Origin of the sequence: Noviherbaspirillum sp. Root189 (genome assembly GCF_001428545.1) — a bacterium.
Classification (GTDB): Bacteria; Pseudomonadota; Gammaproteobacteria; order Burkholderiales; family Burkholderiaceae_D; genus Noviherbaspirillum.
On record NZ_LMHZ01000019.1, the window covers coordinates 1 to 22,050 of the forward strand.

The 22,050-nt window shown below is 56.0% G+C and carries 17 protein-coding genes, 1 tRNA gene and 1 pseudogene; 10 read left to right on the forward strand and 9 right to left on the reverse strand.

What is annotated here, in order from left to right:
• Positions 1-85: 85 nt before the first annotated feature.
• Positions 86-1,936 (reverse strand): NUDIX hydrolase, encoded by a 1,851-nt coding sequence (locus ASE07_RS12995; protein WP_057291264.1) that lies wholly within the window; start codon positions 1,934-1,936, stop codon positions 86-88.
• A gap of 154 nt (positions 1,937-2,090) precedes the next feature.
• Here ASE07_RS12995 and ASE07_RS13000 point away from each other — a divergent pair, with 154 nt between their 5' ends.
• Genes ASE07_RS13000 through ASE07_RS13025 form a run of 6 tightly spaced genes read left to right on the forward strand, consistent with a single transcriptional unit; the run spans position 2,091 to position 10,559 of the window.
• Positions 2,091-3,002 carry a helix-turn-helix transcriptional regulator gene (locus tag ASE07_RS13000; RefSeq protein WP_057291322.1) on the forward strand — a complete coding sequence of 304 codons (912 nt, stop codon included), beginning with the start codon at positions 2,091-2,093 and terminating at the stop codon, positions 3,000-3,002.
• On the forward strand, positions 2,999-4,495 hold the full coding sequence (locus ASE07_RS13005) for a type I restriction-modification system subunit M (protein ID WP_057291265.1): 1,497 nt from the start codon (positions 2,999-3,001) through the stop codon (positions 4,493-4,495). The genes ASE07_RS13000 and ASE07_RS13005 overlap by 4 nt, the downstream gene beginning before the upstream one ends.
• Complete coding sequence (locus ASE07_RS13010) at positions 4,492-4,872, forward strand: hypothetical protein (RefSeq protein WP_057291266.1); 381 nt, start codon at positions 4,492-4,494, stop codon at positions 4,870-4,872. The genes ASE07_RS13005 and ASE07_RS13010 overlap by 4 nt, the downstream gene beginning before the upstream one ends.
• Complete coding sequence (locus ASE07_RS13015) at positions 4,869-6,383, forward strand: type I restriction-modification system subunit M (RefSeq protein WP_057291267.1); 1,515 nt, start codon at positions 4,869-4,871, stop codon at positions 6,381-6,383. The genes ASE07_RS13010 and ASE07_RS13015 overlap by 4 nt, the downstream gene beginning before the upstream one ends.
• On the forward strand, positions 6,376-7,566 hold the full coding sequence (locus ASE07_RS28065; protein ID WP_082584125.1) for a restriction endonuclease subunit S: 1,191 nt from the start codon (positions 6,376-6,378) through the stop codon (positions 7,564-7,566). Before ASE07_RS13015 ends, ASE07_RS28065 begins: the two co-directional genes overlap by 8 nt.
• Positions 7,567-7,568: 2 nt before the next feature.
• A complete protein-coding gene (locus ASE07_RS13025; protein ID WP_057291268.1) occupies positions 7,569-10,559 on the forward strand; it encodes a type I restriction endonuclease subunit R in 2,991 nt (996 codons plus the stop codon).
• A gap of 979 nt (positions 10,560-11,538) precedes the next feature.
• On the opposite strand, the gene ASE07_RS13030 is transcribed toward ASE07_RS13025, so the two are convergent.
• The 8 genes and pseudogenes from ASE07_RS13030 to ASE07_RS13060 all read right to left on the reverse strand — a co-directional run bounded on the left by ASE07_RS13030 (position 11,539) and on the right by ASE07_RS13060 (position 16,781).
• Complete coding sequence (locus ASE07_RS13030) at positions 11,539-12,339, reverse strand: hypothetical protein (protein ID WP_057291269.1); 801 nt, start codon at positions 12,337-12,339, stop codon at positions 11,539-11,541.
• Positions 12,332-12,805 carry a hypothetical protein gene (locus ASE07_RS29740; protein WP_235548464.1) on the reverse strand — a complete coding sequence of 158 codons (474 nt, stop codon included), beginning with the start codon at positions 12,803-12,805 and terminating at the stop codon, positions 12,332-12,334. The genes ASE07_RS13030 and ASE07_RS29740 overlap by 8 nt, the downstream gene beginning before the upstream one ends.
• A gap of 165 nt (positions 12,806-12,970) precedes the next feature.
• Positions 12,971-13,132, reverse strand: a pseudogene (locus tag ASE07_RS30375) (helix-turn-helix domain-containing protein); the annotation flags it as partial.
• Between the two features lie 11 nt (positions 13,133-13,143).
• On the reverse strand, positions 13,144-13,329 hold the full coding sequence (locus ASE07_RS13040; protein ID WP_057291271.1) for a hypothetical protein: 186 nt from the start codon (positions 13,327-13,329) through the stop codon (positions 13,144-13,146).
• Positions 13,326-14,006 (reverse strand): phage antirepressor KilAC domain-containing protein, encoded by a 681-nt coding sequence (locus ASE07_RS13045; RefSeq protein ID WP_200960935.1) that lies wholly within the window; start codon positions 14,004-14,006, stop codon positions 13,326-13,328. The genes ASE07_RS13040 and ASE07_RS13045 overlap by 4 nt, the downstream gene beginning before the upstream one ends.
• 59 nt (positions 14,007-14,065) lie before the next feature.
• Entirely contained in the window at positions 14,066-14,317 is a 252-nt protein-coding gene (locus ASE07_RS13050; RefSeq protein ID WP_057291273.1) for a hypothetical protein, read from the reverse strand.
• 256 nt (positions 14,318-14,573) lie between these two features.
• Positions 14,574-15,335: a hypothetical protein gene (locus ASE07_RS13055; RefSeq protein ID WP_057291274.1), complete on the reverse strand. Its 762-nt coding sequence runs from the start codon at positions 15,333-15,335 to the stop codon at positions 14,574-14,576.
• A gap of 177 nt (positions 15,336-15,512) precedes the next feature.
• A complete protein-coding gene (locus ASE07_RS13060; protein WP_057291275.1) occupies positions 15,513-16,781 on the reverse strand; it encodes a tyrosine-type recombinase/integrase in 1,269 nt (422 codons plus the stop codon).
• Positions 16,782-16,938: 157 nt separating this feature from the next.
• On the opposite strand from ASE07_RS13060, the gene ASE07_RS28805 reads away from it, so the two are divergent.
• The 4 genes from ASE07_RS28805 (at position 16,939) to ASE07_RS13075 (ending at position 22,048) form a co-directional block, all read left to right on the forward strand.
• Positions 16,939-17,005 (forward strand) — tRNA-Ser (locus ASE07_RS28805).
• 832 nt (positions 17,006-17,837) lie between these two features.
• A complete protein-coding gene (locus ASE07_RS13065) occupies positions 17,838-19,721 on the forward strand; it encodes an AMP-binding protein (RefSeq protein ID WP_057291276.1) in 1,884 nt (627 codons plus the stop codon).
• A gap of 142 nt (positions 19,722-19,863) precedes the next feature.
• A complete protein-coding gene (locus tag ASE07_RS13070; protein ID WP_057291277.1) occupies positions 19,864-21,060 on the forward strand; it encodes an ABC transporter substrate-binding protein in 1,197 nt (398 codons plus the stop codon).
• Positions 21,061-21,190: 130 nt separating this feature from the next.
• Entirely contained in the window at positions 21,191-22,048 is an 858-nt protein-coding gene (locus ASE07_RS13075; RefSeq protein ID WP_057291278.1) for a branched-chain amino acid ABC transporter permease, read from the forward strand.
• The last annotated feature ends 2 nt before the right edge of the window (positions 22,049-22,050 follow it).

Below are 22,050 nucleotides of genomic sequence, written 5' to 3' on the forward strand. Positions count from 1 at the left end.
ATGTTTTATAACTCAAGGCGCCGGCATGGTTACAACAACCACCTATCACCGGTAGACTACGAGAAGCAATACTTCGAACGGCTCGCTAGTGTCTAGGATACTGGGGGCGATTCATTTCAATCGAATCGCATAGGACTTCTCCATCGAGTGTTTCAATTAATATAGACTCATCCGCCTCTACTCTAAACCTCCACAACTTATTGGATTGAATTCCGAATACCTTCAGTGATCCGCCCTCGCAGCCAACCTCGAGGATGAGTTGTTCGTCGGACCCGTTCCCCCTTATGGATTGCCACTTGAAGCCTTCTAGCACCTTTTCGCCATAGGCCAACGTATTGGTGCCCAGCAGAACGGCGACCACAAATTGGTGAACGGCGTTAAGTTGTGGCAGTGCGTCCTTTTCCCAGTTCGCCATCGGGTCCTTGAAGAAATCAAAAAGTATCTCCTGTAGCTTCGAGGTCAGGACAGAAATGCCAACGGTCAGAATCTCGGCCAAGCTCTCGTCGCCGTCGAACAGCACCATGGAAGCCATGTACTTCTTAATGGCCGAGCCCATTTGCTGTGCGCTGGTCCAGCCCGGTAGGCACGTGTAACCCGAGGATTCGTTCGTGAAGGCGCTGACTATCTTCGCGGTAGCGGCATCGAAATCCTTTCCGTCCGCTTCCTTGGCCAGTGTCCGGACTACTACGTCGAAAATTTCTTTGATCAGGCCAGAAACGACCTCCGGTGAGCCGAGATAGTTTGGCTTGGTTGCCACTGTCAATGCCTTGACCATACCGTCTACCGCTGGCTCGGTGAGCGGCTCAAGCAGGCGGTACCGAATGAGGTCCTCCAGTAGTTTCAGATCTTCTTCATCCGAGTCTTCATGATCAGGGCTGTGGACTTCCCGATTTACAATGACGTCGGTTACCCAAGCTCCACCTTCGTTGTCGAAGGAAAAACCAACGTCAAAGTACAGTATGCCGGTCCAGCTTCGATGCATGCGCAACCGTGTGCCAGTGAAGTAAATGAACCACTTCTGCTCCATTACGGTGGGATAGAAGCCGCGTTCGATGTTTTCCATCTCTTCAGGTGTGAACCGGAGCTTTGGGTAAAGAACCACATGCCGCTCCGGCATAACCTGGAGGTCGTACCAGTCTTCTGGCTGGACATTCGGATGCTCACTGTAAGGAATGGCGCCAACTACTTTTTCTGCAGCGTGAAGAATAGCGAGGTCCCTGTCACGCCCTTCAACGTTAAGGGACTGCCGGATTAGATCGCGTGCCTCGTTAAAACTAACCCAGCGCATTCTGTTCGTTTGCCAATTCGGTTTGGCAGGAGGATGCTTGGCATCCATTACATAGAAGTTCGAGCTGGAAGACACGCTCCCGAAGAGCCCCGGCACGCTGATTCGAATACGTACTTCATACCCTGTCTTTTCACGAACGGCACGGATGGCTGCGTCCCGAGGCGACTCGCCAGCCTTTGCCCGAGTCTTAGCAAATGTCCATGCATAGCCGCCATGATGTTTAGTCGGTTCGCGCAGCAAAACCTTTCCACCTCCGCTGATGACTACGCCGCCAAAGCTGTCAGCAGCCTGTTCCACTTCGACAAACGCGGGGTCGGTTTGTAACTTATAAAGAACGTCCCGGACATCGTGATAAAGGATGGACCGCTTATGCCCCTGCCTCTTTGCGACTTCTGACTTGAAGTTACTATAGTCAAGATCCTCCATGAGACGCGCCATTGCGGCCGATACTTCTGCTCGCGGAGCTTGTGCCCTAAAGCGATAATCCGTGTCCTTACTTTCCTGGATTGCGCAAAGCCCCGGAAGATAATGCTGTTTAAGTGCAGTCAAGTCGCCTTTGACGCTGGCGCGCACAGTCAGCGTGCCGCTTTGCTTGTCACCCGGCTTTTGTACGACACTGAAGAATCCAATTGGAGTAATGAGCCACATGATTTGATTTCCTTTAGGAATTTATTATCATACTGCAATCATAATCATTTTGATCGTAATCTTTTATTTTTATGATCCGGTCGACGCCTGACAATGATTTGCTTATAATTCCTTGGTTCAACAAATGCCCCAAGGAAAAGGCGAGTTATTGAAGATGAGCGCGAATCGCTTGGAAAAACTCGGGCACGTCCAGCGCGACCGAATGGCATATATCGAACTTCGGCTTTGGTTTGTGGGCGAAATTCGCCGGCAGGACTTGGCCGCGCGCTTCGGCATTCAGACGGCCGCCGCGACACGCGACTTGGGACTTTACAGAGAACTGGCGCCGTCAAACATTGAGTACGACAACAGTTCAAAAACATACGTTATCGGTGCCGCCTTCGCGCCCCTATTTAGTTTTTCGGCCGAACGTGTCTTGACCTGGCTGGCTGAAGGTTTTGGTGACGGCGAACCAATACACTCCCGTACTGGTATTACCTGTGACATATCGAGCAAGTTGGGTCAACCAGACTTGAGTACGCTGGCCAAGGTAACCCGTGCCATCAGCCAGAAGTGTCCTTTGAGGATCAGATATCACTCTGTCGAAAACGGCCAAAGCGAGCGAGAAATTATCCCCTTTGCGCTGCTAGACACGGGCCTCCGTTGGCACGTTCGAGCATTTGACCGCAAGTCTAATGAATTCCGCGACTTTGTTTTAACTCGAATTCAAGATCCCTTTGTTATGAAAGGCGACTTGGTCGCACCTCACGAACGATCTGACCAAGACATTCAGTGGACCCGCATTGTCGAATTGGAACTGGTTCCGCACCCCGATCAGCCACGTCCGGAAATAACCCTACTGGACTATGGAATGCCGGAAGGCGTGCTGCCCCTTAAATTGCGCGCAGCCACCGCTGGCTATGTTCTACGCAAATGGAGTGTCGACTGCTCTCCTGACCATACACTCCGCGGGCCTGAATACCGTCTCTGGTTGAAAGACCCTCTCGCGCTCTATGGTGTAAAAAACGCCGTATTGGCACCTGGCTATCGCTCGCCAGAACTGAAAACCAAGGAAATTAAAGAATGAGCGCATATCAAGTCTCGTTGAGTCAACTTGAAGGTCATCTCTGGGAATCCGCCAACATTCTGCGCGGTCCGGTGGATGCTGCTGACTTCAAGACCTACATTTTCCCGCTGCTGTTCTTTAAGCGCATCTGCGACGTCTGGGACGAGGAATATCAAGAGATTGTCGATGACACCGGCGACGAGCAGCTAGCTTGGTTCCCCGAGTCGCACCGCTTTCAGATTCCGGAAGACTGCCACTGGAACGATGTCCGCACCAAGGGGAGCAACGTCGGAGCAGCACTGCAGCGTGCCATGCGCGAGATAGAAAAGGCAAACCCGGAAACACTATATGGTGTGTTCGGCGACGCACAGTGGTCGAACAAGGACCGACTGTCGGATGCCTTGCTCAAGGACCTGATCGAGCACTTCTCCAAGCTGCCGTTTGGCAACAAGAACGTCAACTCGGACCTGCTCGGCGACGCTTACGAATACTTGATCAAGAAGTTCGCCGACGCCACCAACAAGAAGGCCGGCGAGTTTTATACCCCACGAAGTATTGTGCGGTTGATGATCGACATGCTCGATCCCAAGGAAGCCGAGACCATCTACGACCCAGCCTGTGGGACTGGTGGCATGTTGCTGGCCGCCGTACAGCATGTCAAAGAGATGCACGGCGACGTCAAGCGGCTGTGGGGGAAGCTGTATGGGCAGGAAAAAAACCTCACCACTTCATCCATCGCGCGGATGAATTTGTTCCTGCATGGCATCGAGGACTTCCAAGTGGTGCGCGGCGACACCCTGCGCAACCCGGCCTTCTTCGAGGGCGACCGACTGGCCACCTTCGACTGCGTGATCGCCAATCCACCGTTTTCGCTGGAAAAGTGGGGCGAAGACTTGTGGCTGAACGACCCCTTTGGCCGCAACTTTGCCGGCCTACCGCCGTCCTCCAGCGGTGACTTCGCGTGGGTGCAGCACATGGTCAAGTCAATGGCCGATGTGACCGGCCGGATGGCCGTGGTGCTACCCCAGGGCGCCCTTTTCCGCAAAGGTGTGGAGGGTAGTATCCGGCAAAAACTCCTGGAAATGGATCTGGTCGAGGCCGTCGTCGGTCTGGCGCCCAATTTGTTCTACGGCACAGGGCTCGCCGCGTGCATCCTGGTGCTGCGTAAGCGCAAGTCGACTAAGAACAAGAAGAAGGTGCTGATCGCCGATGCGTCACGTTTGTTCCGCCGAGGTCGGGCGCAAAACTACCTGGAGCCTGAGCACGCTGCCGAAATCCTCAGTTGGTATCGCGGTTTCAACGATGTGCAGTATACGGTCCGGGTGGTCAGCCTCGACGAGATCAAAGCAGAGGACTGGACGCTGAACATCTCGCGTTATGTACTGCCGCCGCTGCAGGAAGACATCCCGCCACTGTCTGACGCTATCGCGGCATTCAAGGAGGCGCTGGCCCGCTGTCGCGAGGCCGAAGAACGGCTTGCGCAGGTTATGACCGAAGATGGATGGCTAAAATGACAGATAGTGATGCAAAAAATCCGACCGATTGCATAGAGCGATTGACGGCCTTTCTTGCACAAATTTGCAGTTCAAACGAAGAGGGCGGATTTGTCAGGCGAGTTGCGTTGAGTAATGCGCGTTGGCTGGCTGTTGAGCAATGCCTGAGCGAGTCGAATCGCAATGTACTTCGGGATATCGCCTGCAACTCGCCAATTGGCTTTTTCAGCCCCTGTAATTTGAAGGTGCATTACGTGCTTGACGAAGATTTTATTGATGGAGGAAGTGCATTGATCGTTTTCGCCCTTGTTGGTAGCACGTGGAACCATGTAATCAGGGTTCGAGAGCAGAATACCTTCGTTTCCGTTGATGCTTGGTTGGCAGGGGATGAGTTATGAGCCGCATCAGCCAACAAGCACTGGAAAGCTACCTTTGGGGTGCAGCGGTGCTGCTGCGCGGCCTCATTGACGCCGGTGACTACAAGCAGTTCATCTTCCCGTTGCTGTTTTACAAGCGCGTCTCGGATGTCTGGGACGAGGAGTACCAAGCGGCGCTAGCCAGCTCCAATGGGGACCTCTCCTATGCACAGTTCGCTGAGAACCATCGCTTCCAGATTACTACTGGCGCACACTGGAACGATGTGCGTCAGACGCCGAAGAACGTGGGTGCAGCCATTCAGAAGGCCATGCGCGCCATCGAGACCGCCAACCCGGATCTGCTCGATGGCATCTTCGGCGATGCCCCTTGGACAAACCGTGAGCGCCTGCCCGACGAAACGCTGAAAAACCTGATCGAGCACTTCTCGACGCAGACACTCTCGGTGGCTAACGTTCCCGAAGACGAGCTAGGCAATGCCTACGAATACCTGATCAAGAAGTTCGCCGACGACTCAGGCCACACAGCCGCCGAGTTCTACACCAACCGCACCGTTGTGCACCTGATGACGCAACTTCTGGCGCCGCAGGCGGGCGAGTCGATCTATGACCCCACGTGCGGCACCGGCGGCATGTTGATCTCGGCGCTGGACGAAGTGAAGCGCTCGGGTGGCGAGTACCGCACGCTCAAGCTCTACGGGCAGGAACGCAACCTCATCACCTCGTCCATCGCCCGCATGAACCTGTTCCTGCACGGAGTCGAGGACTTCGAAATCATTCGGGGTGACACCCTGGCCGAACCGAAGCACATCGAAGGCGACCGTTTGCGCCAGTTCGATGTGATCCTGGCCAACCCGCCGTACTCCATTAAACAGTGGAATCGCGAGGCCTGGAGCAGCGACAAATGGGGCCGAAACTCGCTGGGCACGCCGCCGCAAGGCCGTGCCGACTACGCCTTCCAGCAGCACATCCTAACCAGTCTCACCGCCAAAGGTCGTAGTGCCGTGCTTTGGCCGCACGGCGTGCTGTTCCGTAACGAAGAACAGGCCATGCGCGCCAAGATGGTCGAGCAGGACTGGGTCGAGGCCGTCATCGGCTTGGGGCCGAACCTGTTCTACAACTCCCCGATGGAGTCGTGCATCGTCATCTGCAACCGCAAGAAGGCCGCCGCTCGCAAGGGCAAGGTGATCTTCATCGACGCGGTGAACGAGGTCGCCCGGGAACGTGCTCAGAGCTTTCTGAAGCCCGAGCACCAGCAGCGCATCCTGAGCGCTTACAAGACCTTTGTGGATGTGCCCAGTTTCGCCAGGGTCGCCACCCTGGCCGAAGTCGGCGCCAATGCGGGCAATCTCTCGATCCCACTGTACGTGAAGCGCATTGCCGCCGCCATCGCCACCGACAGCAATGGGAACGCGGTATCGCTGCGCTCAGCCTGGGATCAGTGCCAGACCGATGGCCGTGCCTTTTGGCAACAGATGGACGCGCTGGTGGAAACTCTGGATGGACTGATTACGGAGGACATCAAGCGTGTCTGACAAAAACAATAAAACCCTGAAGCCCCGCTGGCGACGGGTGAAATTCGGCGACGTGGTGCGCCTCTCGAAAGCCCGCAGCCAAGATCCGCTGACCGATGGCATTGAACGCTACGTCGGTCTGGAACACCTCGAACCAGGGGACTTGCGCATCCGCAGTTGGGGCAGTGTCGCTGACGGCGTGACCTTCACCAGCGTGTTTCAAGCTGGGCAAGTGCTCTTCGGCAAGCGACGCGCATACCAGCGCAAGGTGGCCCTGGCGGATTTCTCCGGTGTGTGTTCTGGGGACATCTACGTGTTGGAGACCAAGGACGCGCAGGCATTGTTGCCGGAGTTGTTGCCATTCATTTGCCAGACCGATGCCTTTTTTGATCATGCTGTGGGCACATCAGCTGGCTCATTGAGCCCCCGCACCAACTGGACGAGTTTGGCAAGTTATGAGTTTTTGCTCCCTCCACTGGGAGAGCAGGAAAGGATTGCCTTCCTGCTCGCCTCTGCAGACGAGTACATATATCAAATCCAATCCACTCGTTCGAGTCTTGGGAATCTAGAGCGGTCCGCCATTCAATCAATTCTCGGCAACGAGGGAGATTGGCAAATGGCGACCATGAAGAGTATCGTCAAGCGCATTGAAGCAGGGAAAAGCCCCAAAGCATCCTCCCTGCCGGCAGAGCCTAACGAGTTCGGTGTTCTTAAAGTTAGTGCAGTCGGTTCCCAAGGGTATTGCCCTGATGAGAATAAGGCGCTACTAGATTCTGATGACTTCGTAGTCGATGCCACCGTACAGCCTGGCGACTTTCTTGTGACGAGAGCAAACGCTCAGCCGCAAGGTGTTGCGCGAACTTGCATTGTGGAAAACACCCCGAGCAACCTAATGCTCAGCGACAAGACATGGCGACTCAATTTCGAGAGCGATGCGCCACCGAAAAGATTCGTGTTGGCTTGGACTAAGCTGCCCAAGTTTCGGTCATACATTGAAGCACTCTGTTCAGGCACAGAGGCGAAGAACATTTCGCAAGAAAAATTTCTGGCGGGACCAATGGTTGTTCTGAGTGAAAAACAGCAATTCGATGTTGATCAATTGCTACGCCAAACGGACTTGACCAGAAAAGCGCTTGAAGAACGCGAACGTGTTTCGGCCGCTATGAAACGCGCCCTTCTGAAAAAATCACTTGGGGAGAACTAACAGTGAGCTTCACTGAATCCAACACTGTTGAAGCCTACGTCCGCGATCTGCTTGCCGGCCCAATCAAGGCTGTCCCGGCCAACACCTCCCAGAAGCCTCAAGCCAGCTACGGCCCCAGCCCCAAAGGCATCGGCTGGCGCTACGCCGCCCCTGCTGAGGTGCCGCGTCAGATTCAGGAAGTGCTGGTCGAACCTTGGCTGCGCGATGCGTTGATTCGCCTGAACCCCGAGATTGCCGCTCAACCCGACCGCGCCGATGAAGTGCTCTACAAGCTGCGCGCCATCGTGCTGTCGGTGCGCTCGGATGGTCTGATCCGCGCCAATGAGGAAATGACGGCGTGGATGCGTGGTGAGCGCTCGATGCCCTTCGGCCACAACAATGAGCATGTGCCGGTGCGGTTGATCGACTTGGATGACCTGTCACAGAACCATTACGTCGTCACCCAGCAGTACACCTACCGTGCTGGCCCTACAGAACGTCGGGCTGATCTGGTGCTGTTGGTGAACGGTCTGCCGCTGGTACTGATCGAGGCCAAGACGCCGGTTAAGAAGTGCATCAGCTGGGTCGATGGCGCGGTGCAGGTGCACGACGACTATGAGAAGTTCGTGCCAGAGCTGTTCGTTTGCAACGTGTTCTCGGTGGCCACCGAGGGCAAGGCCTACCACTATGGTTCCATCGGCCTGCCGGTCAAGGACTGGGGCCCTTGGCATCTGGATGGTGATGGCGACGATAGTCAGCTCCACCCGCTAAAGTCGCTCAAGCTGTCGGCCGAGAGCATGCTGCGCCCGCATGTAGTGCTGGATATTCTGGGCAGCTTCACCCTGTTCGCCACCAACAAGAAAAAGCAGCGCATCAAGATCATTTGCCGCTACCAGCAGTTTGAAGCGGCCAACAAGATCGTCGAGCGCGTCCTGGCGGGTTACCCCAGGAAAGGGCTGATCTGGCACTTCCAGGGTTCGGGCAAGTCACTACTGATGGTGTTTGCCGCGCAGAAGCTGCGCATGCACGCAGGATTGAAGAATCCCACAGTGCTGATCGTGGTAGACCGGATCGACCTCGACAGCCAGATCACGGGCACGTTCACCGGGGCGGACATTCCCAATCTGGAAAAGGCGGACAGCCGCGAGAAGCTGCAGCAGTTGCTGGCGCAGGATGTGCGCAAGATCATCATCACCACGATCTACAAGTTCGGTGAGGCCACGGGCAGCCTAAACGACCGCAGCAACATCATCGCCCTGGTCGACGAGGCCCACCGCACCCAAGAAGGTGATCTGGGCCGTAAGATGCGGGAAGCCATGCCCAATGCGTTTCTGTTCGGCCTGACCGGCACGCCGATCAACCGTGCCGACCGCAACACCTTCTACGCCTTCGGCGCCGACGAAGACGTGAAGGGCTACATGAGCCGGTACGGCTTCGAGGAGTCAATCCGCGACGGTGCCACGCTGAAGCTGCACTTCGAGCCCCGACTGATTGACCTGCACATCGACAAGGCGGCGCTGGATGCCGCGTACAAAGACCTGACCGGCGGCCTCTCGGACCTGGACAAGGACAACCTCGCCAAGACCGCCGCAAAGATGGCCGTGCTAGTCAAGACACCCGAGCGCATCCGCAAGGTTTGCGAGGACATCGTCGAGCACTTCCAGTCCAAGGTGGAGCCCAACGGCTTTAAAGGGCAGATCGTCACATTTGACCGGGAGTCATGCCTGCTGTTCAAGGCCGAGCTGGACAAGTTGCTACCACCCGAGGCCACGGACATCGTGATGTCGGTGCAGGCAGCGGACAAGAAGGAGCACCCTGAGTACGCGCCCTACGACCGCAGCCGCGACGAAGAAGAGCGCCTGCTCGATCGCTTCCGTGACCCTGCCGACCCGCTCAAACTGATCATCGTTACCGCCAAGCTGCTGACCGGCTTCGACGCACCGATCCTGCAGGCCATGTACCTAGACAAGCCGCTGCGTGACCACACGCTGTTGCAGGCTATTTGCCGGGTGAACCGGACCTACTCTGAGCAAAAGACCCACGGGCTGATCGTGGACTACCTCGGCATCTTCGACGACGTGGCAGCGGCGCTTGAATTTGACGATCAGAGCGTGAAACAGGTGGTCAGCAACATACAGGAGCTGAAGGAAAAGCTGCCCGAAGCGATGCAAAAATGCCTAGCGTTCTTCCATGGTTGCGACCGCTCTCAGCAGGGCTACGAAGGGCTGATCGCCGCGCAGCAGTGCTTACCCAACAACGAGGTACGGGACAACTTTGCGGCCGAATACAGCGTGCTCAATAAGATATGGGAAGCGCTGTCGCCGGACGCGGTGCTCGGGCCCTTCGAGAAGGACTATAAGTGGCTGTCGCAGGTGTATCAGTCGGTGCAACCGTCCAGTGGCCACGGCAAGCTGATCTGGCATTCGCTTGGTGCCAAGACGATTGAACTGATTCATCAGAATGTGCATGTTGATGCAGTACGCGATGACCTTGACACTTTGGTGCTAGATGCCGACTTACTGGAAGCAGTTTTATCGAATCCTGACCCGAAAAAGGCAAAGGAAATTGAGATAAAGCTGGCGCGCCGGATGCGCAAGCACCAAGGCAACCCGAAATTCAGGCAACTTTCCGAGCGGCTTGATGCGCTCAAGGATCGGTTCGAGTCGGGGCAGATTAACAGCGTGGAGTTTCTCAAGCAGTTGCTGGAAATTGCCAAGGAAACTCTACAAGCTGAAAAGGAAGTGCCGCCCGAGGAAGATGAGACTCGTGGCGTGGCAGCTTTGACCGAGCTGTTCAACGAAGTCAAGACATCCGAGACACCGATCATTGTCGAGCGCGTGGTTGCCGACATCGATGAGATCGTGCGGTTGGTCCGCTTCCCCGGGTGGCAAGAGACGCAGGCCGGTGAACGTGAAGTGAAAAAGGCGCTGCGTAAAGCTCTCTTTAAGTACAAGCTACACGCGGATGAAGAGCTATTCGAGAAGGCTTATAGCTATATCCGGCAATACTACTGACGGCGGAAGGCATATCGTCGTGGTTGTCGACAACCGCGTATGTAGTTGACGGTTGTCGCTGCCAACTTGAAAATCTGATGGGTGATAAAGCGTCGCACCCATTGATTGTCAAAGAGGGATTGGTACTGCGTGTCACTGCAAAATGCATCATTCGCACGGAAAGATGCATGTTTGGTTGTCGGCATTGCAGTAAAAAAGTAATTGAGAAACTGAAGAATGCACCACTGATAAGCCACCCATTCTTGGTCGTGACTCGAACCTGTTCGTGTCATAACACACAAAAGAGTGTAATCACCGTGCAGGTTTCTTACGATGAATATCCTGGCTATCCGGGCGCCCGATTTTTCAGATGCGAACCTCTATGGGCGAAGCTAACGCCAGAAGCCTGCTCCAAAAACGTTGCTACTAAGGCGGCAATTCAGTGTGCGCGCTGCCCTATTGGGAAATTACATGTCTTGGAGTGTGCGCCACAACTGCCGAAAAAACGAGATCGGAATGGCCATCCTTATCGGGGAGTAGAGCCGGCAAGACGTTGTACGCGATGCAGTAACGTTACCTTCCGCCTCCTCGGCGGGATGATCTGCGTGTCCTGCTATAACCGACAGCGCGAACTCCGGATAGGAGCTAACGCTAAGGGTGGGCCGCCTCGACTCGCCGCGACACAACTGCATCGAGCAGTCTGTCTAGTTGACTTCAAAGGAGATGTTCTACTGCTGGAGTTAGACTACTGTAGCGGCCGAGATGAGGCAGAGCGAATCATCGAGCTCCGATGGCCTGGTGCACTCTTGGTAGATTACGAAGTCCAGCCGGCCATGGTTGGTACCCAATGCAGATGAGAATGGCGTATGGGCCGCAGAGCAGCACTGCAGGGCTGCTCTGCTATGACGACTTCGACTACAATTTTGCTAGTCAATCGCTCAACGTTCACAATATCCATAGTTGCTATCACCTGCGTGGCAATTCGACCCGTACTATCTAATCACTCCATAATAGACGGCAGGAGTCTTTGCCGCGAAGGAGAGTCCCTGGCGCACGCACCCAGTCCGTATTGCTGGACCTTCCTGGCCGTGATTTTTTTTGCCTCGGCAAGGCGCTCGCGCTCGGCGCCAGATTTAGCTTCGGTGGCGTGACGCAATCTCTCAAACGCCGGTGTCAACTTGGCCAACTCTGCCTTGAGTCTCGCAATATTGGTGGCCGTTGCACTGCCCATCGATCCAGAGTCTTGCGGCGGTGGAAGTAGCGTGGCGGCAGTAGACGCCGGCAAGCGACCAGCTGCTACGGCAGCGCGTACTGGCATCTCACGTCGTGACTCATCCCAGCCAAGCGACAAAGTCCATTGGACGGCTCGTCCAGCGCTACGTGCCTCCGCGACCAGGCGGCTGTAGACTTCTATGAAGGTCTTACGGGATCCCACTTTGTCGCCAAGTGCAAGCACTGGGCGGGCACTGGTGAATGCCTCCATGATTTCCAACGTTATTTCAACCGTTTCGCCCTCATCGCGGCTACGAAGCGCAATCGCCCATGCTTCATCGGCGCCCGGTCGACCATCGTTGGCAGCGTGGCCCTCTATCTGCGCCATCAGGTCGGCCGGCTTCGGCGGGAATTGCCCCCGCTGCGCGTCGCGGACATGGGCGTTCATGGCGACCCGTATGGTCTCCAACGGGAAAGTTTCCATGGCACGGAAGAACAGCGCTTTGGCCGGAGCGTTCAGGTTCTTCCCATGCAGCGCGTATACCGCGTCCAGCAGCGTCGCGAACTCGTCGTAGTCATTCTCAGACATCGATTACCTCTCCCTTGTTGCCGCCGAATAGCAGGGCCTTAGCCTTGGAGTTCTCATCGGCGTTGTTTAATGTCCACGTAGCATGCGGCTTTTGGCCACCGCCTACTGCGTCGTTGACCCACTTGGCTTTGAATCCAGCCCAGCTCGAGCTGACAGCGCAGGCCACCGCTTCTGCGGCAGTCATGTCGATCTTCGTGGCCTCTGCCTTGATGGCATCCCAGGCGCTCGGCGTAAGTGGGAGGCGCTTGGCCTTGCGAAGTGTCAGCCAATCCCTCGCGTGCTGTTTGTCTACGCCATCCACAACCAAGTCGTCCAAGCCAAGTACAGCGTCGCGGTCACGCGACTTCTTTTGATGGTTCCCTGACGGTTCCTTTGACGGTTCTTTACGGTTAGACGGCACCTCCTGCGGGGGGCTGCGCGTCTCCTGCAGGGGTACCGCAGCATCTGCTGTGGGGGTATTGCGCATCTCCTTCACTGGCGAGCCTGCTGCAGGGGTGCATTTACTGCGGGAGGGGGACTGCTGTATGAGTGCATCTGCTGCAGTTTCAGGTGCATAGCGTTCGGGCGTTAGCGTATAGCTCGTGTGGCGCCCATTTGTACGATGTGCAATCAGCAAAAGGTTACGCTCAAGCCACTGGATGGCGTTTTGCACAGCGCGTTCAGAGAAGCAGGTACGCTTCGCAATGGTCGGAATTGATGGCCAGCAGACACCATGGTCATTTGCGTTGTCAGCCAAAGAAATCAGTACTGATTTCGCAGTCGGCGGCATCTGGAGGTGCCAGCAATTGGACATGACTTGTGTACTCACTTCGAGCCTCCAGCAGCCGGCGCGGCATCAAACACTTTAAACTCGCCACTTGCGGCTAACATCGGAGTGAAGGTCACCAGGCTTCCGCGTTGAGCGCATGAATGCTGCTGGCCGGCGAACATCGCTAGGGCTTCGATCGAAGCCGGATGCAGGTCGGTACCGAGTTTGATGCTGGAGATCATGCTGCACCTCCATTCGTCTGGTCCAGGAGAATGGCGAGCTTCGCCAGGCCGCGCGGCGTCACGAGAACCTGCTCGACAATTTTCTCACTGCCGTCCGGGAGCACCACCCTGCGGACCTTATGTATGAGCCATCCGGCTTGCACCTTGTCTTGGTACCCCAAGTTGCGCTTGCCGCCGGGGCGGTAATAGATCCAGCCCATCTTACGCAGTGACTCGCAGAACTTGATTGGCCCTAGTTGAAGCGTCTTGGCAGCAGCCGTTAGGTTCAACGCCCCTTCGGCCGTAGCAATGCGGTCCAGTGCTTCCACTTTCGGTGCCTGCTCAGCCACTGTGGCAGCAAGCTGGGCGTTTTGGTCAGCTAGATCGGCAGCCAGGCGAAGCGCACTACTATATGTCTGAGGGACAGTTGCCGGAGCCGCAGCACGCTCTTCCAATTCCTGCCAGCGATCCACCAGATACCCCGTGAACTCTGGCGAGAGCTGTGCGACGAGCACGTAGCTGTCGCGCTTGCTGATGTGATATTCGGTTGTGTGCTGTTTACGGCCGTCAGTTCCGACAAAGGACGCTTCCCCCATTGGGGGCAGCGCGATTGCGCCACGCGCCGCAAGGCGTTCGATAGACAGTTTCACCTTGTCATGGCGCGATTCCACCAGTTCTGCAATTTCCCGGCTACTCATGGTGATATGCACGCCTTTGGGCAGGCACACTAACTTAGTCGGGTCTTGAAAGCAGGTGCTCATACTGCGCTCCCGTTAAGCAGCTTTGCAAGGTCTGCTACTTTCCAAGCCAGGCGGCCATTGATACGAACTGGGCGGATCGGACCATTTTCGAGGCAGGCCCATTTGCGCAGAGTCTGCGGCGCGCGGGTCAGCACAGCTGCCGCTTCGTTCGTCGGGAGGGTATCGCGCCCGTTGGCAATGGTGGCAAGCCCAATCGGAATGTTTTGCAGATGGGGAATTTCGGGCAGTGCGGGAATAGTATGTTTCATAATCAACGCTAAATTCAGCCTCGTGTGACGGAGCTTGGAGCGTTGATAACGTGCCGATATTCGCTATCTCTGCTTCAAGTTATCTCGCCTCGTTCGGCTTTGTGTCTCGGCGTTGATATTTTCGTGGCTTGAATGGCTTGAACCAATAAAGTGAAGAAAAAATGGCGCAAGCTCGTAAGCCGCGTGAGCGTTAGGTTGCAGCCTATCTCAAGGTGGCATGAAACCTGGCTGAACGGATTCAAGCCATTCTGGCCAGTCAATTCACGTCTCTTGGAGGGATAAATTTCCAACCTTTCAGCGCTTCGTTCCGAACGGAGCTTCCAGTCCTCGGCCCACGTTTGCCCCAATATTTTCCATCACCAGTTGATGCCAGTCTCATTGCCACAGATTCAGAAACGTTTCGTGCTGTGATTTCCCTCATCCCCGAGCGCCATTTTTCTTCCCCAATTTCTTGGGCGAGTTTGCATGCCTCGGCCTTCCAGTTGTCGTTATTTATCGAAGAGGCAACTTGCTTGCTGGCTTCATCGGTGGACTGAGATGCTGGCTTGGTTGCTCGCTCTGTAGCGTCGGCGATTAGCTTGCTCGGTTGACTTACTAAAGCAGCTGTAGGGGGCGGCGGAAACCGAAATGTGACGTTTGGCTCGTTCGTAGCCAGCCACGCATTTAGATCTCTCCAGTACGTCTCTCGCTCGAACCACTCGGTGGTCGGAGCGTTATCTGGAGGTATTTTCAGACCTTTACGCGAAAATATAGGCAGTGCACCAGTACGGGCAGATTGGATCAAACTCCAAAGGAGTGGCCAATCGTTCTCCCAATGCGTCTTGACAGCTTCGGCTTTGCCAGGCCTCACTACGCCGTCCACTATGGCAAGAGCAGCCTCCTCGAGGGTGAAACGACCGGCCGCGCGTCTCTCATCTGCCCACTGCCTCATCAAATTCACCGGCCCGCCATAGGTATCATGCAATTTTTCTTGGTCCGGCCCATTTTCATCAAATACCGATTTTCGTTCGTCGATCATTCGCGCCCTCCAATGCGAAAACCTTCAGTGAGGATACTCCTCCACGTCAGCGAGGGTGTCCGCCTTTTTCATCCCTTGACACCGGCAGCGAGAAATCCTTTATTCGACAGCCCGCAATGCTGATGTCTTCTTTTGCGCGAGCTTGTTTCCCACAAGGCCGACTTTTCCACGAGCGCTTTACGCGGTGTTCACGAGCTTCAAACCCGTTTGCGACAGCACGGGCGCAAAATCGATTCCAGCCTGTTCCAGAAACCATGCCTCGATCTTGGTATGCCACATCCGGAGCAAATCAAGCGGCCGTTGCCGATAATGCTTTTCCGCCGTTGCACTGGGCTTATGGCCCATAATCTGGGCGGAGATGCCGGCGGGAGTTTCCACCCATTCGCACAACGTTCCGAACGAACGCCGAAGGCCGTGAAGGGTCAATGGTGGCAGGCCTGCGGCAGCAACGGCCGTATTATGCTGGAGCCGCGGCTCCTGCAATCTTCCCGACTTGGCAAGTGGGCTGGAAAACACCCATTCATTGCGGCGGGGCAGGGCGCCGAGCAGATGCGACACATAGGGAGTCAGGGGGATCACCCGCTCGCCTTCGACCTTGTCGCGGATGTGCAGCCCATTCCACTGGAAATCGATACAGTCCCAGGTCAACCCGGCCAGTTCTTCGCGCCGGGCCCCCGTCAGCAGGAGCGACTGAAGATAGGCGCTGATGACCGGGTTCTGGATTTTTCGGACCTCCCGAAACCATGCCGCCAACTGCTCACGCTGCAGGCAGTCGGTTTTCACTTGCTTCTTCGGCAGGTATTCCCGTCCCTTTTTTCCGCAAGCGTCCGGACTGGTAATGTCCTGGTAATCGTCCTGGAACTGGCACCAGTTCAAAAAGGCGCGCAGCATGCGGAAGGCCAGGGCGGCCTGAGCAGGCCGGCGTTCTGCCTCGGCTTTCAGCCAGGCGCTGACTCGTTCGGCAGTGAGGTCGGCCAGCCTGACCGGCAGCAAGGCATGCAACGGTGCGGGCGTGCCCTTGTCCGCGACGATGTTTTCGTGGTCGGCCAGCGTGCGGTCGCCCCACTTATGGCGCCGGGCTTGAACATAGACTGGCCATGCATCGCCAAGGGTAATGCTCTTGCGCTGCAGGTCCCGTTGCTCGACTTCCAGTTTTGCAACTTTTTCTTTTTGAATCTGGCGTGGATCCAATCCCTGGTCGATCTGTGTCTGGAGCCGGCGGGCTTCCATCCGGCCTGCATCCAAGGTCCAGGATTTCGGATCCCCGATCGTAATGCGAATGTTTTTGCCCGATTTGAGCCGGCTTTCCAAAATGTACTTTTTCGCGCCACCCGCAGAGGCTTTCAGTCCTAATCCCGGTACTTCGGTATCCCATAGAAACACTGCCGGCTTCCCTGCTGGGCAGTGGAATCCCTCAATCTTTGCGCCAGTCAACTTCACTCTCATGTTGCCTCCCACTTCGCCTACTGAAAGCCAGTAGGAATATAGTAGGCAAATAATATCAACGAAAGGAAACTTTGGGGAATATTGTTTTGGCGAAAAAGCGATATAAGTCTATGATTACTAACGTATTGCGTGAGTTCAGGACATGCTGGTCAACACAGGGAAATGGGTGGTTGGGCGGACTCATAATCCGTTGGTGCCGTGTTCGACTCACGGGAGGCCCACCAAAAACACGCAGAAATCAAAGGGTTAGCGAAAGCTAGCCCTTTGTCACATCTACAGCCAAAGGCTATGGCTCCCCGGACAATGGGGCTTTACAGCGGATTTCACATGAGTGTTGGGGATAGCCGCCATACTTTAACCAGCCTTGAGCATCAGCGGGACTGATCGTGTCGATCGCGGCCCTCAAGGCTTCCTCAAGTGCCTGGCCCACGTCCTTACTTTTGGCAGCGGCATTGCCGGTGTTACGCACTCGCTGCAGCAACTTTTCCACGAATAACAGACTGACCACCGAAGAAATCGGCAATCTCACGTTGAAAACTCATACCACGTTCGTGTGCCTGCAGAATTTTCTGCCGCAAATTTAGGGAAAGTACGCCTTCGTACCGCTACTTTGTGAAAGCGTCCTTTTTCGGCCAGGCCAGCACGTAACAAGGAATAGAAGGGTCGCTGCGCGCAGTTTTGTGAACGCCTCTCTCAGGTCCTCAAGGTGGGGATTGGGGGTTCATCACAGTCAGTGTGAATGGAATTGTGTCGTTACCACATTGCCTCTCCTGCATCCAGCTCCTAAACTCGCCATACAAATTAAGGCGCGTCGATACACGAGCAAAAAGGAACTGGAGACATCATGTCCCATATAAAAGCACCTCCCCTTACATAAATGATTCTTCTGTGCGGTCGTACAGCCTCCCGACGCGAGGTTGAGGAGTCCGGGCCATCGGGCCCGGCATGAATACGTTTCTGGCCGGTGATAGCAGCTTGGCCAGAACACAAGAAGGAAGCCGACTTGAAACAGATTTTCGTGGCCCCCTCCCTGTATCTTGAAGTCGTGGGGCAGCAATGACAAAGACAACGCGATCAGAGCGAAAAATTCGAGGCATTACGGATCTCGAACAGCTCGAGTTGATTTCGTACGATGAATTAGTGCCATCACGTAGCATGTACGAGGTGTTCCAGGCCACCGCCGATCTGTATGGCGACAGGACAGCCCTGACCATGCTTGGCTCCGCGGCGCTGGATGATGCACCGGTGGTTTATACCCATAGTGAACTGCTGGCTGAAATTACTCGTGCCGCGAACATGTTCGCGGAGTTCGGCATTGCCGGGGAAGGAGTGATCTCTATTCTTTCGCGTACCCACGCGAGGGTTCCGGCCCTGATCTGGGGCGCGGAGACAGCCGGCACAGCGAGCAGCATCAACTACCTGCTTGCTCCGGACGTCATTGCCGCATTGCTGGAGGCGGAAAAAGCTCGCATTCTTGTTTGCCCGGGGCCTGCTTTCGACGCGGAGCTCTGGGCCAAGGTTCTGGATGTGATCCCGCGGGTGGAGGGCCTCAAAGCGGTACTCGTACTGGGCGGCAGGCCGAATACCGATGACCCGCGCGTGTACGACCTGGACGAGATAATGGACCGGCAGCCTGCCGACAGGCTGGTATTCAAGCACGTCCCGGACCGGGAGGCAGTCGCGGCGCTCTTCCATACAGGGGGGACCACCGGCATTCCAAAGCTTGTTCCCCAAACGCACCTGAACCAGATACATGCTGCGTGGTCGCTTGCCCAGTTGTTCGACATTACAGAACAAGACATTGCATTGAACGGCTTTCCACTCTTTCATGTCGGTGGGACCTCGACAATCGGCATGTCGGTACTGGCGACCGGCGGGCACGTTGTGATGCTGTCGCCGGCCGGTCTGCGCGATCCCGAAATTGTCAAAAGTATCTGGCGTCTGGTTGAACGCTACCGCGCCACCATCATCGGCGGAGTTCCCACCTCAATTGGGGCGATGAGTGAGATACCGATCGGTCAATGCGACGTATCGACAGTGCGCTTCGCATTTACCGGCGGTGCAGCACTGCCAACAGCGGTTGGCCAGCGGTTCGAGGAACGAACCGGTATTCCACTGCTAGAGCAGTATGGAATGACCGAAAGCGTCGCCGCGATCGCAACGACACCGTTCAATGGAAAGCACGTACGAGGTAGTGTGGGCATCCGCTGTCCCTTTTCGTCGATCGAAATCATGCGGTGCAGTGAAGAGGGAGAATGGATGCCGTGCCCGACCGGAACCATCGGGTCGGTTGTGGCCAGGGGGCCGCAGATTGTGAAAGGCTATCTTAAACCTGAGCACAACCAGCAAGCATTCACCCCCGACGGCGGCTTGATCACTGGCGACCTGGGGCGCCTGGATGAAGAGGGCTACCTGTTCCTCACCGGGCGGGAAAAGGATCTGATTATCCGTAGTGGGCACAACATCGACCCTCTGGCAATTGAAGAGATAGCGAACTCCCACCCGGCCGTTGCGATGAGCGCCGCGGTCGGTATGCCTGACGGGTATGCCGGTGAACTGCCTGTTATTTTCGTGGCGCTCGCTCCCGGACAAAGCGTCGATACCGCTGAACTGCAGAAATTCATTGGCGACCGCATCCCCGAACCGCCCGCGAAGCCGCGGCATGTATTTGTTCTCGATGCCATTCCAGTGACGGGTGTCGGCAAGATCTTCAAGCCCGCACTGCGTGACATGGCATTGATTTACAAGCTTCGCATGGAGATTGCCGAACTGGAAGGGGCAGTCGACGTGATCGAACTTTCTGCTACGAAGGACGGAAGTGAAGCGTCTGTAACGCTTCGGGCGCGTAGTCCGGCCGACCAGACAAGGTGCGCGGACAAGCTTTCCGCCGCATTGGCAAACCTTCCAGTCAGGGTACAGATTGACTGGGTTGCAGACTAAAGCGAACAAAGGAATGCTGACGGTCCCTATGAGCACCGAATGGAAAACCAAAATGGCCCTCGCAAAACGAAGGTCGGACGAGCATCACACGCCTCATCTCATCAACCCCTAGTGGATCAAATAAAACTTTAAGGAGACCTGAATGACCAATCGACGCGACTTTTTGAAGATGTCTGCGGCAGCTAGCCTGGCAGCCCATCCCATTTTCTCCATCGCTCAGAGCGATGAACTGCTTCTCGCGTGCCCAACCGCGATGTCAGGAACGTTTTCCGCGATCGGGAAATACTCCGACCTGGGGATGAAACTCGCCGTCGAACAGCAGGGAACCGTGCTCGGAAAAAAACTGGCATATCGTATGATCGATACGGAGGCCAAGCCGGCTACCGCCATACGCCGCGTCCAGGAGGCCATGCAGCAAAACAATATTCGCTTCTTCACGGGCGCGCTTCTGTCGGCAGAGTCGCTCGCGATGAGCAAGGAAATTCATAAGGCAGGCGGGATCCTGCTCACCAACGGCGGCGCGGATGAACTGACAGGCGCCGAGTGCAACCGGAGCACGTTCCGCTGGGCGCTTCCCACTTACGGACTCATCCACGGCTCGGCACGCCCGTTGGCAGACCTGCTACCCAAGGCGAAGCGCTGGTACACCATCACGCCGCAGTACGTGTTCGGCGAGGACCTCCTGAAGAATGCGAAGGCGCTGTTCAAGGAAAAGGGTATCGAGCACGTCGGCAACAGCTATCACTCCCTGACTGAAAGGGAGTTCAGCGGCCATCTGACGAACGCCATCGCATCCAAGGCCGATGTGCTGTTCCTCCTTAACTACGGTGCTCAGGCCTCTGACGCCTTGAGGCAGGCGGTCAGCTTCGGTCTGAAGCAGAAGATGACGATTATCGTCGCCGCTGCATCCGGACTCGAACAGTTTGAAGCACTCGGGGCGGACATCTGTGAAGGCGTCTATTTCGGCGCCGTGTACTGGCACACCATCGATACCGCATTCAACAAGAAATTTGTTAGCCAGGTAAGAGAAAAGTTCAAGATTTCACCGAACTACAGCCTCGCCGCGCCCTATATCAACACGAGAATGCTTATCGAGGGCATCAACAAGGCAAAAAGCATCGAGCCCAAGGCCGTCATCTCCGCAATGGAGGGAATGAAGTTCGAAAGCCTGACAGGAATGGAAGAGATACGAAAGGAGGATCATCAGGTTCTCCGCGATTTCTACCTCGTCAAAGGAAAGGCGAAGGCGCAGATGCGTGATAAGGACGATTACGCCGAGATCATCAATTCTGGTCGCTTCTTCCTGTCGCCTGACGTAGCGGGTTGCAAGATGGTTTGATTCATCACAGTGAACGGGAGTCGGCGTCGTGTAACTCGCCGAGTAAGAGCCGACTTTCCCTGCAACCCGGATGCGTTATGCTTCGGGCCATGCGCTAAGCCAACTTTAGCAACAACGATGAATCACGTATATGAACGTCTATCTACTCCAGCTCGTAAATGGCATCGGCCTTGGAATGCTCTATTTCGTCCTCGCCGTCGGCCTCAGTATCATTTTCGGCTTGCTGCGGTTTGTGAATTTTTCACACGGCGCATTCTTTCTGTTAGGCGCATATGGGTGCTATCAGCTTGTACAGATGGGGCTGGACTTCTGGTGGACTCTGCTCCTCGGACCCTTGATCATCGGTGTGTTTGCATGGCTGGTCGAAACCTTCCTGTTTCGGAAGGCCTACCACTTGCCCCATGAGATGCACATTCTGATCACCGTCGGGCTTGCGATGGTGTTGCAGGAAGCGGTGATCATGTACTGGGGCCCGCTTGGAAACAACGTGGCGCCTCCCGATCTGCTCCAGGGAGTCGTAATTTGGGGCGACTTCATCTATCCCACGTATCGCTTGTTCGTCATCGCCGTCGGCGTGGTAATGGCCTTGGTGCTTGGGGCCATCCTGGAGGGGACGCGGCTCGGGGCCGTAGTACGCGCAGGCAGCGAATCCACCGAAATGGTTTCGCTCCTTGGGCTGAATATCAAGCGCATTTTTGCGATGGTGTTTGCCCTGGGCGCTGCCACCGCCGCCCTGGCAGGAGTGCTCGCTGCGCCTATCCGGGGCGTGGATCCCTTTATGGGGGTGGAGGCGTTGAGCATCGCATTCGTCGCCGTGGTCGTTGGAGGAATGGGCAGCTTTGCGGGCGCGCTGGCCGGGGGCCTGCTGGTGGGCATCGTGCAAAGCATGATGAGCACCATCTGGCCTCCCGGCGCAAACCTCATGATCTACGTAGCCATGGCTTTAGTCTTGCTGCTGCGGCCGAACGGATTGTTGGGCCGGGCATAAGG